The following is a 12,481-nucleotide window of genomic DNA, read 5'->3' as shown; positions in this document are numbered from 1 at the left end:
CGCAGCGGCACAGGCAGGCGCACAGCCCCTGCCCGCCCAGGCGCACGGCGCTCAATCCAAACCGGGGTTTGCCCAGCCCACACCACAACTGGCCATATGTTGCAATGACTACTTGACAATGCCCCGCTCGGAAACCCGGTTTTGCGCACAGTCGCGGATCAAGCCGAGGCGTCGAACCGACGGGCCCGCAGCGAGCGCTCCACCCCGGCTTGCCCCTCGATCACCAACCGGCGCAGTGCCGGTGGTAGCTGCGGGTCAGCCAGGAATCGGTCGGCGGCGGCGAGCCCGTCGGCGCTGATGTCCCACGACGGATACAAGCCGACCACCACCGTCTGTGCGACCTCGCTGGACCGGCGCTCCCACACGCCGGGTATCGCCGCGAAGTAGCGGGTGGTGAACGGCTTGAGCAACTCCTCCTGACCCGGCGCGACGATGCCGGCGATGATCGACCGGCCGGTGATGTTGGGCAGGGTGTCGTCCTCGGTGACCTCGATCCACGCCTTCTCCTTGACGTCTGACTGCGGCCGCGCCGCCAACGCCTGCGCGGCTTGTCGCCTGCCGGCAGCGGTCGGGTCGCGCTGCACTTCGGCGTCGATCACGTCTGCGTCGATGACGTCGGCTCTGGCCAGCGCGGCGACGACGCGCCAGCGCAGATCGGTATCCACCGTCAGATCGGGCAGTCCCTGCTGACCCGGATCGCCGGAAAGTAACGCCGACAACACGTCGGTGTGCCGCTCCGAGGGCACCGACGCGCACAGCGCATTGACGAACGCCAACTGGTGATCCGACCCGCCGCCGGCGCTACGGGCCAACTCCAGCATCCGATCGGCGAACGCCGGCCACCCCTCCGAATGCGCCCAGCCCGGCTCGGCGTAGGACCCCAGCGCGGTCTGTGCCTGCATCAACAGCCGCTGCGCCACCCCGACCTCGGTTTCAGCCCCGACGCCGGCCGAGACCAGTGCCACGAAGTCGCGGGCACGCAGCTCGGCCTCGCGGGTCATCTCCCAGGCCGCCGACCACACCAGCGTGCGTGGCAGTGGCTCGGCGATATCGGTGATGCGCGCCATGGCGGTCCGCAGCGACTCGGGGTCCAGCCGCAGCGAGCAGTAGGTCAGATCGTCATCGTTGACCAGGACCAACTGGCCACGCGACGCTCCGACCATCGCGGGAACGTCCGTGCTGGCGCCGGCGACGTCCAGCTCTTCGCGACGCATCCGGATCAGTCGGCCCGCTCCGTCGTCGTCGTAGATTCCGACTGCGAGCCGGTGCACCCGCGTCTCATCGGCGCCCGGAGCCGCACCGCTTTGGGTGATCGTGAACCGGGTGAACCGGCCGTCGTCGACGTCGAAATCGGCACGCAATGTGTTGAGCCCCGTGGTTTTGAGCCACTGCCGTCCCCATTCGGACAGATTGCGTCCGGAGGCCTTCTCCAGCGCGGCCAGCAGGTCGTCGAACGTCGCATTGTCAAACGCGTGCTCACGGAAGTAGTCCCGCAGACCGGCCAGGAACTGCTCCAGCCCGACATAGGCGACCAGTTGTTTCAGCACCGAAGCGCCCTTGGCGTAGGTGATGCCGTCGAAGTTGACTTCGACGGCGGCCAGATCCGGTATGTCGGCGGCCACCGGGTGCGTCGAGGGCAGCTGATCCTGTCGGTAGGCCCACGACTTCTCCGCGTTGGCGAATGTCGCCCACGCCTGCCTGAATTCGGTTGCCTCGCTTTGGCATAGCACCGAAGCGAAAGTGGCGAACGACTCGTTGAGCCACAGGTCATCCCACCAGCGCATGGTGACCAGGTCGCCGAACCACATGTGCGCCATCTCGTGCAGGACCGTCTCGGCGCGCCGTTCGTAGGACGCCCGGGTGACCTTGCTGCGAAAGACGTAGTCCTCCAGGAAGGTGACCGCACCCGCGTTCTCCATGGCGCCGGCGTTGAACTCCGGGACGAACAACTGGTCGTACTTGCCGAACGCATACGGCATACCAAAGTGCTTGTGGTAGAAACCGAATCCCTGCTTGGTTTGGGTGAACAGCCGCTCGGCGTCCATGAATTCGGCGAGCGTGGCCCGACAGAAGAGGCCGAGCGGGATTTCGCCGTGCTCGTCGACGTAGGTGTCGTCCCAGCGGGTATACGGCCCGGCGATCAGCGCCACGAGATAGGTGCTCATCCGTGGCGTGGTGGCAAATGTGTGCACACCGTCGTCGACGGTGACGGTGGCACCGTTGGAGACGACCTGCCAACGCTTGGGCGCGGTCACCGACACGTCGAAGGTTGCTTTGAGGTCGGGCTGGTCGAAGCAGGCGAACATCCGCTTGGCGTCCGCGGTTTCGAACTGCGAGTACAAGTACACCTCATCGTCGACCGGGTCGACGAAACGGTGCAGCCCCTCGCCGGTGTTGGAGTAGCGGCAGTCGGCGTCGACGACGACGGTGTTGTCGTCTGCCAGGCCGCTCAGCGCGATACCGGTCGCCGCGTCGTAGCCGGACACGTCGAGGTCGCGGCCGTTGAGCGTGGCGCGGCGAATCGTTTCCGCGGCGATATCGATGACCGCGTCCGCGCCGGGCAGCGCGTCGAACACCGCGATCGTGATCGAGCGGAAGGTGCGTTCGCCCGGCTCGCCGTTGCCGTCGGTCAGGTCCAGGTTGATCCGGTAGCTGTCGACGGTGATGAGAGCGGCGCGTTCGACGGCCTGGTCACGGGTGAGATTGGGAAGGGCCACCAGACCAACTTAACCGCGGCGGGAAGAGGTGCGTCGCGGCTACGGTTGTGCTGGACGGCGCTACTGCCCGACCGTCGACGAGAGGATCCCATAATGCCCGAGAAGTCAGTGGCCGATTTCTGGTTCGATCCGCTGTGCCCGTGGGCGTGGATTACCTCGCGCTGGATCCTGGAAGTGGAGAAGGTCCGCGATATCGAGGTGAACTTCCACGTGATGAGCCTGGCGGTGCTCAACGAGGGCCGCGACGACCTACCCGAGAAGTACCGGGAGGGAATGAAGAAGGCCTTCGGGCCGGTGCGGGTGGCGATCGCCGCCGAGCAGGCGCACGGCGCCAAGGTGCTCGCGCCGTTGTACACGGCGATGGGCACCCGTATCCACAATCAGGACAACAAAGAGCTCGACGACGTCATCAAGCAGTCGTTGGCCGAGGTAGGTTTGCCGGCCGAGCTGGCCGACGCGGCCGACACCGATGCCTACGACGACACGCTGCGCGAGAGCCATCACGCCGGCATGGATGCCGTCGGCGAGGACGTCGGCACGCCGACGATTCACGTCAACGGGGTGGCGTTCTTCGGCCCGGTGCTGTCGCGGATTCCACGTGGTGAGGAGGCGGGCAAGTTATGGGACGCCTCGGTGACCTATGCGTCCTATCCGCACTTCTGGGAGCTCAAGCGGACCCGCACCGAGCCCCCGCAATTCGACTAGCCGCCCTTTTCGATGACGAGCGTGCACAAACCCGGCGATTAGTCCGGCGTCGGCCGGTGACACGCACGCTCGCGACAATGGAAGGATCACGGGCATGCGCATCTACCTCGGGTCTGACCACGCCGGCTTCGAACTCAAGCAGCACATCATCGAGCACTTGAAGAAAGTCGGACACGAGCCGGTCGACTGCGGTGCGTTCAGCTACGACGCCGACGACGACTACCCGCCGTTTTGCATCACTGCAGCGGCGTGCACGGTGGCCGACCCGGACAGCCTGGGCATCGTGTTGGGCGGATCGGGCAACGGTGAGCAGATCGCCGCTAACAAGGTCCCCGGGGCGCGTTGCGCGCTGGCCTGGAGTGTGGAGACCGCGACGTTGGCCCGTGAGCACAACAACGCCCAGCTGATCGGCATCGGCGGGCGGATGCACACCGTTTCCGAGGCACTGGCCATCGTCGATGCCTTTGTCAACACGCCTTGGTCGAAAGCCGAACGCCACCAACGACGTATCGACATTCTCGCCGAGTATGAGCGCACCCACCGAGTACCTCCGGTGCCCGGCGCGCCCGCCTGACATGCCCGAGGGGCATACTCTGCACCGGCTGGCCCGGCTGCATCAGCGACGCTTCGCCGGCTCGCCGGTGGCGGTATCCAGTCCGCAGGGCCGGTTCGCCGCCTCGGCTGCCGCCGTCGACGGCCGGGTACTGCAACGGACGAGCGTGTGGGGTAAGCACTTATTCCACCACTACGCCGATGGCCCGATCGTGCACGTGCACCTTGGCCTGTACGGAACGTTCAGCGAATGGCAGCGAACGCCCCATGCTGCGACGCCGGCGTCGGTCGGCCAGGTGCGGATGCGGATGGTCGGCGCGAAGTACGGCACCGATTTGCGCGGCCCGACGGTATGCGAGCTGCTCGACGAGGCCCGGGTCGCCGAGGTGGTGGCCCGGCTAGGGCCCGACCCACTGCGCCGCGACACCGATCCGGGCTGGGCGTGGAAGCGAATTACCAAGTCACGCAGGCCCATTGGTGCGTTGCTGATGGACCAAACCGTGATCGCCGGGGTCGGCAACGTCTACCGCAGTGAGCTGTTGTTCCGGCATCGGATCGATCCATACCGGATCGGTCGTGCGATCAGCGAAGCCGAATTCGGTGCAGCATGGACCGACCTGGTAGCGCTGATGAAAGTCGGCTTGCGCCGCGGCAAGATCATCGTCGTGCGCCCCGAACACGACCACGGTGCGCCGTCATATGGCCCCGATAAGCCCCGCACCTATGTGTACCGGCGCGGCGGCGACCCGTGCCGGGTGTGCGGGACGACGATCCACACGGCCGAATTGGAAGGCCGGAATGTCTTCTGGTGCCCAAGCTGCCAAAGCTGACGGCCGCGTCTGCCACGGAGTTGGCCGGGAATTGTCCGGGGTTTAACCGTCTGATCGCGTTTGACGGCGAGACGTTCGGGTACGAACGCCGGATGAAAAAGTTCGCACGCTTCGCTGTAATGACAGTCATAATGGCCGCCGGGTTGGGGCTGACCGCAATCGACGCTCAAGCCCAAGTCGGCCCCTTACCGGATTACCACTGGTGCCCGGGCCAGCCCTTTGACCCTCAGTGGGGACCTAACTGGGATCCGGGTAACTGCCACGACGACTTCCACCGCGACATCGACGGCCCCAACCACAGCCGGGATTTCCGCGGACCGGGCCCAGGGGGTGACTTCGGGCCTGGCGGCGGAGGACCGGGCCCCGGCGGAGGACCCGGCGGACACTGACGCCGCGCCCTGAGCCCGGGTCAGGCCTTCGTGACACCGAGCGCAGCGTAGACCTCGTCGGATAATGCGACGCTGCGCGGGTCGGCGTTGGCTTTGGTGGCGTCGAACCGATTCATCACGTACGCATAGCCGATACCGTGTTCCAGGTCGACGAACCCGAAGGAACCACCGAGGCCACCGTGGCCGAAGATTCGCGGGTTAGGTCCATTGATACAGCGCTGGTTGAGCATGTAGCCCAGACCCCAGCCATGGTCGGCGACCCGGGGACCGAGTACCAGATCGGTGTCGAAGCCGCCTTGCGGCACCCGAACCAGTTCCATGTGTCGCCGGCTGAGCAGCTTCTCCTGGGACAATGCGTTGTAGAAGGTCGCTAGTCCCAGCGCAGAGACGTGACCCCCGATGTCGGGGAGCTCGAGTTGGCGCCAAAGCGTGCGATTGTTGGACCCGAGTTCGTCGTCGGGTATGAACCCCCACGCGACTGACAACCCCGCCTTCGGGTGCTCATCCAGCGTGACCGGACTTTCGGGGGCATTGGCCAGCAACTCGCGGGGGTGCAGTTTGCCGATCAGATCTGCGCAGCGATTCAGTTCGGCCGGGGTCAAGCCGATGTGCACGTCGGCGCCCAGCGGCTCGGCGATCTCGCTGCGCAGGTACTGACCGAGCGTGCGGCCGGTCACCCGGCGGAATACCTCGCCGAGGATGAAGCCGAAGGTAGCCAGGTGATAGCCCTGCGCGGTACCCGGCTTCCACCACGGTTCCGCGACGGCCAGTCGCTCGCAGACAAAATCCCAGTCGGCGACGTCTTCCCAGCGCAGCGGGGTACGCGGTCCAATCACCCCGGATCGGTGACTCAACACCATCGCGATAGTGATGTCCTGTTTGCCTGCTTGCCCGAACTCAGGCCAGTAGCGGGCCACCGGCGCATGCAGGTCGAGTTCGCCGACCTCAACGAGCTGGTGCACGCACGTGCTCGTCAGTCCCTTGGTGGCGGAGAGCACGGCGGCCAGCGTGTCCGGGCGCCATGGCCGAGTGCCGGCGGCGTCAGCCGATCCACCCCACAGGTTGACGACGAGGTCTCCGTCCACGTAGATCGCGACCGCGGCGCCGACCTCGTCGCGCAGCGCAAAATTCTGCTCGAACGCGTCGCGAACCCGTTCGAAGCCCGCCGCGCACGAGCCATGGATGTCGGCGTCGACCATGGCGCGTCTCTGGCCGATTGGTTGACCTCCTCGGCCTCGAGAACCTCTCCTCAGCGGGCGCCGGGAACCGAGCCCGCGTTGCTAGTTGGAAGACTAGGTTCCCACAGTGAGCTACGCGCAGGAAATTGCTCGAAGCGTGATTCCGTCATAACCCCGAGTGCGGCGTAGACCTCGTCGCTCAGGGCGATGCTGCGCGGGTCGGCGTTCGCTTTGGTGGCGTCGTAGTAATTCATTACGTAGGCATAACCGATTCGGTGCTCCAGGTCGACGAAGCCGAACGAGCCGCCCAGGCCACCGTGGCCGAAGATCCCCGGGTTGGGCCCGTTCACGCCACGCTGATTGAGCATGTAGCCCAGACCCCACCCGTGGTCGGCCACTCGACGGCCGAGCACCAGATCGGTGTCGAACCCGCCTTGCGACACCCGGACCAGGTCCATGTGATCGCGGCTCAGCAGCTTCTCCTGGGCGAGCGCGTTGTAGAACGTCGCCAGACCCAAGGCCGACACGTGCCCGTTGGTGCCGGGGAACTCGAGCTCCCGCCACAGCTCCGGGTTGTTGCAGGCGAGTTCGTCGTCTGGGGCGAACCCCATCGCGACGGAGAGCCCGGCCTTCGGATGTTCGTCAAGCGTGGTGGGGTAGCCAGGGGCTTGGACGTCGGCCAGCATCTCTCGGATGTGCGGCTTGTTCACCCGATCGGCGCAGCGGTGTTGTTCGCGGTGGAGCAAGCCGATGTGCACTTCGGCGCCGAGCGGCTCGGCGATCTCGGTGCGCAGGTACCGACCGACTGTGCGCCCGGTGACCCGGCGGAAGACTTCGCCGAGGATGAACCCGTAAGTGGTCATGTGGTAGCCCTGGGCGGTGCCCGGCTTCCACCACGGTTCGGCGGCGGCCAGCCGCTCGCAGACAAAATCCCAGTCGGCGACCTCCTCCCAGGGCAGACGGGTACGCGGTCCGATTACCCCGGACCGGTGACTCATCACCATCGCGATGGTGATGGCCTGTTTGCCGGCCTGCCCGAACTCGGGCCAGTAGCGGGCCACCGGAGCGTGCAGGTCGATCTCACCTCGGTCGGCGAGTTGGTGCACGCACGTGCTTGTCAGCCCCTTGGTGCCGGAGAGCACATTGGCCAGTGTGTCTTCACGCCACGGACGAGTACCGGGCGCGTCCGCGAAGCCGCCCCACAGGTTGACGACGAGATCCCCGTCCACCCAGACCGCGACCGCGGCGCCGATCTCATTGCGCATTGCAAAGTTCTGTTCGAACGCGTCACGTACTCTCTGGAAGGGCGGCGTGCATGAGCCCTGGATGTCGACGTCGGCCACGCGCCTCCTGTCCAGCAAAGCCCCACGCTGAGCGGGCGACGGGAATCGAACCCGCGTCGCTAGTTTGGAAGACTAGGGCTCTACCATTGAGCTACGCCCGCGTGTATTAGTCGAGCGCGACTGTACGTCGCGGCAGACATCAAATCCAAATGAGTCCGCCGTGTGACCTGGCCGTGAGGTCGCTGCCGGGCAGGCCGCGCCGGGCCGTAGGATCGCGACGTCAGCGCGGGGTGTAGCGCAGCTTGGTAGCGCATCCGCTTTGGGAGCGGAAGGCCGCAGGTTCAAATCCTGTCACCCCGACCATGTGACTGCCAGAACCGACACCGAGGAGTACAGCCGTGAAGAGCACCGTCGAGCAGTTGAGCCCTACCCGGGTTCGCATCAATGTAGAGGTGCCCTTCACCGAGCTCGAGCCGGACTTCGACCGCGCCTATAAGGAGCTGGCCAAGCAGGTGCGGCTGCCGGGCTTTCGTCCCGGCAAGGCGCCGGCCAAGCTGCTCGAAGCGAGGATCGGTCGCGAGGCGATGCTGGACCAGGTGGTCAACGAGGCACTGCCCGGCCGCTACGGGCAAGCGGTAACCGAATCCGACGTCCGGCCGCTGGGCCAACCCGAGATCGAGGTGACCAAAAAGGAGTACGGCCAGGAGCTGATCTTCACCGCCGAGGTCGACGTGCGGCCGGATTTCTCGCTGCCCGAGCTGAGCGCGCTGAAGGTCACCGTCGACCCCATCGAGGTCAGTGACGACGACGTCGAAGCTGAGTTGGAGTCGCTGCGCGCCCGGTTCGGCACCCTGACCGGCGTCGAACGGCCCGCCGCTGACGGCGACTTCGTCTCGATCGACCTGTCGGCCACCGTCGACGGCGAGGAGGTGCCGGACGCGGCGACGCAGGGCCTGTCCCACCAGGTCGGCTCCGGGCGGCTCGTGGAGGGGCTCGACGACGCGATCGTCGGCCTGTCGGCCGGCGAATCCCGGGTGTTCACCACCACGTTGGGCACCGGCGCCCACGCCGGGCAGGAGGCCGAGGTGACGGTCATCGTCGGGGCGGTCAAGGAGCGCGAACTGCCGGAGCCTGATGACGAATTCGCGCAACTGGCAAGCGAATTCGACACGGCCGATGAACTGCGGGCCAACCTGGCCGAGCAAGCGCGCCGAGCCAAGCGCGTCCAGCAGGCGGAGGCCATCCGGACCAAGACCCTGGACACCCTGCTCGAGCAGATCGATATCCCGTTGCCGGAAGCGGTCGTGCAGGCCCAAGTGGACGACACCGTGCACAGGGCCCTGCACGGCCTGGAGCACGACGAGGCCAAATTCGCCGAGGTGCTCGCCGAGCAGGGCTCGTCGCGTGAGGAGTTCGACGCCGACACCCGCTCGGCTGCCGAAAAAGGCATCAAGACCCAGCTGTTGTTGGACGCACTGGCTGACGACCTGGACATCCAGGTGAGCCAGGCAGACCTGACCGAACGGCTGGTGCTCAGCTCGCAGCAGTACGGCATCGAGCCGCAGCAACTGCTGGCGTATCTGCAGCAGAACAATCAGTTGCCGGCCATGTTCGCCGATGTGCGGCGCGGGCTGACGATCGCCGCGGTGGTCGAGGCGGCCACCGTTACCGATGCCGATGGAAATGACGTCGACACCAGCGAGTTCTTCGCCCGGCGCCCGGAGACCGACGAGGCCGAGCCGGCAGGCGAGGCTGAGGAGGCCGACAATTTAACTCCGGAGGCCGACGAGGCCGAGGACGGATCAGAGACCGGCACGGAGTGATGCTCTAAGCGAACGCCGGCAGTTGGGGGAGTGCGCGGCCGCGTCGGTTGGTTAGGGTCGGTGCATATGGAACTCGAGAGAAGCAGGAACCGCCTAATGAGAGATGTGAGTGACATGCGTTCGAACACGCAGGGTCTGAATCTCGTCGACTCGGTCTATGAGCGGTTGCTCTCCGAGCGCATCATCTTCCTGGGCTCGGAGGTGAACGACGACATCGCCAACCGGCTGTGCGCACAGATTCTGCTGCTCGCCGCCGAAGACCCCAACAAAGACATCTCGCTGTACATCAACTCCCCGGGCGGATCGATCAGCGCCGGCATGGCGATCTACGACACCATGGTGCTGGCGCCGTGTGACATCGCCACCTACGCGATGGGTATGGCCGCCTCGATGGGCCAATTCCTGCTCGCTGCGGGCACCAAGGGCAAACGCTATTCCCTGCCGCACGCCCGCATCCTGATGCACCAGCCGCTCGGTGGTGTGACGGGCAGCGCCGCCGACATCGCCATCCAGGCCGAGCAGTTCGCGGTGATCAAGCAGGAGATGTTCCGGCTCAACGCCGAGTTCACCGGTCAACCGATCGAGCGGATCGTGGCGGACTCGGACCGCGACCGCTGGTTTACCGCCCAAGAAGCCCTGGAATATGGCTTCGTCGACCACATCATCACCAACGCCCAAGTCAATGGAGCCGTCTCTTGACGTCCTCCCCAGACTGAAGTCTGGGGATTCCAACCTAGGGATCGCACGCCCGCGCAGGTCGGGTTCGGCGGTCCTCGCCGGCATAAATGCCGGGGTTTCCCGCCGAAGGAGGTCCCATGAATCGCGAAATACAGCCGCAGGCGCGCTACATCCTGCCGTCGTTCATCGAGCACTCGAGTTGGGGCGTTAAAGAATCCAACCCGTACAACAAGTTGTTCGAGGAGCGCATCATCTTCCTGGGCGTCCAGGTCGACGATGCGTCGGCGAACGACATCATGGCGCAGCTACTGGTGCTCGAATCGCTGGATCCCGATCGCGACATCACGATGTACATCAATTCACCCGGCGGCGGGTTCACCTCGCTGATGGCGATCTACGACACCATGCAGTATGTGCGGGCCGACATCCAGACCGTGTGCCTGGGTCAGGCGGCCTCCGCCGCGGCGGTGCTGCTGGCCGCGGGCTCGCCCGGCAAGCGGATGGCGCTGCCGAACGCGCGTGTGCTGATCCATCAGCCGTCGCTGCAAGGGGTGATTCAGGGTCAGTTCTCCGACTTGGAGATTCAGGCCGCCGAGATCGAGCGCATGCGCACACTGATGGAAACCACGCTGGCCCAGCACACCGGCAAGGACGCCGACGTGATCCGCAAAGACACCGACCGCGACAAGATTCTGACCGCCGCAGAGGCGAAGGACTACGGGATCATCGACACCGTGCTGGAGTACCGGAAGCTCTCGGCGAAGACGGCCTGAGTTTCCTCGCGATCGGGTCAGGCGAGCGTGGCTGCCAATTCGGCGATGTCGGCGGGCCGGATCCGGCAGCAGCCACCGACGATGCGCGCCCCCGCTGCCACCCACTGCTTGGCCGCCTGAGCCGAAAATTGTGACGAACCGACCCAGGCGCGGCGGCTGTTGTCCCAGCGCTCGCCGCTATTGGGATACACGATCACGGGTTTGCCGGTTTCGGCGGCCAGCTCGATTGCCGGCAGAACGTCATCGGGCGCGCAGCAATTGACGCCGACCGCGCGGATCTGGGTGACGTCGGTGGCCACCGCGAATGCGTCTTCCAGCGGCTGGCCGGCGCACGTGCGCAGGCCGTCGACGGTGTAGCTGAGCCAAGCCGGCACCTCGAGCCGGTGCACCAGGTTCACCAGCGCCTCGGCCTCGTCGATATCGGGAATGGTTTCCAGCGCGAGGATGTCAGCGCCGGCGTCGGCCAGCACCTCGAGCCGAGGTCGATGCCAGGCTTCCAGCTGGGCGACGCTCATCCCGTAGCGGCCCCGGTATTCGGACCCATCGGCGAGTACGGCGCCGTACGGCCCGACCGAGGCGGCCACCACGCGATCGCTCACCCCGGCGCTCGCCGCCCTGGCAAGTTCGACGCTGCGCCGCAGCAACCGGACGGTGTCATCCCGGCTCATCCCGCGGGTCGCGAAACCCTCAAACGACGCCTGGTAGCTGGCCGTGGTCGCGATCATCGCCCCGGCCTCGAAGAAGGCGCGATGCACGGCGGTGATCTCTTGCGGGGCATCCACCAACAGCCTCGCCGACCACAACGGGTCGGACAGGTCGTTACCACGCGCCTCCAACTCGGTGGCCAGACCGCCATCGCCGATCAACGCGGCATCGGCGGGCACGGCGATTCCCACAGACCCACTGTAGGGAGGTGCCCGGCTCCCCCTCTTCGCGCCGCTGCTCTCAGTCGAATAACGGCCACGACACGCCAGGGATACAGTGGCGCGTTCCGTCGTGCGATAGGCACCGTCAGACGATATGTTCAGGCCCAGGCACGAATATCCACGAATATCACTGACGCGATTCGGCCTTAACGGTCGCGTCGGGCCAGAGCAAGCGGGTAGCGTCGGGAAATATACGCGACGTACCACGACCGACGATGAACAGGAAAGTAGGCCTCCAGCACCATGGCGCGCATCGGAGACGGCGGTGACCTGCTGAAGTGTTCCTTCTGCGGGAAGAGTCAAAAGCAGGTCAAGAAGCTCATCGCCGGCCCGGGCGTATACATCTGCGACGAGTGCATCGACCTCTGCAACGAGATCATCGACGAGGAGCTGACCGCCCCTCCCGCCTTCGAGCTGGAGAACCTGCCGAAGCCGCGCGAAATCCACGCCGTCCTGCAGGAGTACGTGGTCGGCCAGGAGGCCGCCAAGCGCGCTCTCTCGGTCGCCGTCTACAACCACTACAAGCGCGTCCAGATCAGCCAGGCCGAGGGGGAGGCCGAGGTCGAGTTGCAGAAGTCGAACATCATGCTGCTCGGGCCGACCGGCTGTGGCAAGACTCTGCTTGCC

The 12,481-nt window shown here is 65.8% G+C and carries 11 protein-coding genes, 2 tRNA genes and 1 pseudogene; 9 read left to right on the top strand and 5 right to left on the bottom strand.

Features of this window, described 5'->3' with window-relative positions; genetic code table 11:
- Positions 1-158: 158 nt before the first annotated feature.
- On the bottom strand, positions 159-2,717 hold the full coding sequence (pepN, locus tag ACRDTL_RS07890) for an aminopeptidase N (RefSeq protein ID WP_431506152.1): 2,559 nt from the start codon (positions 2,715-2,717) through the stop codon (positions 159-161).
- A gap of 93 nt (positions 2,718-2,810) precedes the next feature.
- Here pepN and ACRDTL_RS07885 point away from each other — a divergent pair, with 93 nt between their 5' ends.
- The 4 genes from ACRDTL_RS07885 to ACRDTL_RS07870 all read left to right on the top strand — a co-directional run bounded on the left by ACRDTL_RS07885 (position 2,811) and on the right by ACRDTL_RS07870 (position 5,193).
- A complete protein-coding gene (locus ACRDTL_RS07885) occupies positions 2,811-3,422 on the top strand; it encodes an Rv2466c family mycothiol-dependent reductase (protein ID WP_431506151.1) in 612 nt (203 codons plus the stop codon).
- A 94-nt stretch (positions 3,423-3,516) separates the two neighbouring features.
- On the top strand, positions 3,517-3,996 hold the full coding sequence (locus ACRDTL_RS07880) for a ribose-5-phosphate isomerase (RefSeq protein ID WP_431506150.1): 480 nt from the start codon (positions 3,517-3,519) through the stop codon (positions 3,994-3,996).
- A 1-nt stretch (position 3,997) separates the two neighbouring features.
- Positions 3,998-4,804: an Fpg/Nei family DNA glycosylase gene (locus ACRDTL_RS07875; RefSeq protein WP_431506154.1), complete on the top strand. Its 807-nt coding sequence runs from the start codon at positions 3,998-4,000 to the stop codon at positions 4,802-4,804.
- 92 nt (positions 4,805-4,896) lie between these two features.
- On the top strand, positions 4,897-5,193 hold the full coding sequence (locus tag ACRDTL_RS07870; protein WP_431506149.1) for a pilin structural subunit Mtp: 297 nt from the start codon (positions 4,897-4,899) through the stop codon (positions 5,191-5,193).
- 20 nt (positions 5,194-5,213) lie between these two features.
- Here ACRDTL_RS07870 and ACRDTL_RS07865 read toward each other — a convergent pair whose 3' ends face one another.
- The 3 genes and pseudogenes from ACRDTL_RS07865 to ACRDTL_RS07855 form a co-directional block, all read right to left on the bottom strand.
- Positions 5,214-6,392 carry a serine hydrolase domain-containing protein gene (locus ACRDTL_RS07865; protein ID WP_431506148.1) on the bottom strand — a complete coding sequence of 393 codons (1,179 nt, stop codon included), beginning with the start codon at positions 6,390-6,392 and terminating at the stop codon, positions 5,214-5,216.
- Between the two features lie 149 nt (positions 6,393-6,541).
- Positions 6,542-7,714: pseudogene (locus ACRDTL_RS07860) on the bottom strand (serine hydrolase domain-containing protein); the annotation flags it as partial.
- A 30-nt stretch (positions 7,715-7,744) separates the two neighbouring features.
- Positions 7,745-7,815 (bottom strand) — tRNA-Gly (locus ACRDTL_RS07855).
- Positions 7,816-7,940: 125 nt separating this feature from the next.
- On the opposite strand from ACRDTL_RS07855, the gene ACRDTL_RS07850 reads away from it, so the two are divergent.
- The 4 genes from ACRDTL_RS07850 to clpP2 all read left to right on the top strand — a co-directional run bounded on the left by ACRDTL_RS07850 (position 7,941) and on the right by clpP2 (position 10,928).
- Positions 7,941-8,017: transfer RNA gene (locus ACRDTL_RS07850), tRNA-Pro, on the top strand.
- A 35-nt stretch (positions 8,018-8,052) separates the two neighbouring features.
- Positions 8,053-9,477 carry a trigger factor gene (gene tig, locus ACRDTL_RS07845; protein ID WP_431506147.1) on the top strand — a complete coding sequence of 475 codons (1,425 nt, stop codon included), beginning with the start codon at positions 8,053-8,055 and terminating at the stop codon, positions 9,475-9,477.
- 96 nt (positions 9,478-9,573) lie between these two features.
- Complete coding sequence (locus ACRDTL_RS07840; protein WP_431506146.1) at positions 9,574-10,176, top strand: ATP-dependent Clp protease proteolytic subunit; 603 nt, start codon at positions 9,574-9,576, stop codon at positions 10,174-10,176.
- 116 nt (positions 10,177-10,292) lie between these two features.
- Positions 10,293-10,928 (top strand): ATP-dependent CLP protease proteolytic subunit ClpP2, encoded by a 636-nt coding sequence (clpP2, locus tag ACRDTL_RS07835; protein ID WP_431506145.1) that lies wholly within the window; start codon positions 10,293-10,295, stop codon positions 10,926-10,928.
- Between the two features lie 17 nt (positions 10,929-10,945).
- Here clpP2 and mmuM read toward each other — a convergent pair whose 3' ends face one another.
- Positions 10,946-11,818 carry a homocysteine S-methyltransferase gene (gene mmuM / locus ACRDTL_RS07830; RefSeq protein ID WP_431506153.1) on the bottom strand — a complete coding sequence of 291 codons (873 nt, stop codon included), beginning with the start codon at positions 11,816-11,818 and terminating at the stop codon, positions 10,946-10,948.
- Between the two features lie 279 nt (positions 11,819-12,097).
- Here mmuM and ACRDTL_RS07825 point away from each other — a divergent pair.
- On the top strand, positions 12,098-12,481 hold a 384-nt coding region (locus tag ACRDTL_RS07825), incomplete at its 3' end, for a ClpX C4-type zinc finger protein (RefSeq protein ID WP_431506144.1).

It is taken from the genome of Mycobacterium sp. (genome assembly GCF_050700595.1).
GTDB lineage: Bacteria > Actinomycetota > Actinomycetes > Mycobacteriales > Mycobacteriaceae > Mycobacterium.
Note: the sequence above shows the minus strand (reverse complement) of the source record. Positions and strands in the feature narration are given on the sequence as shown.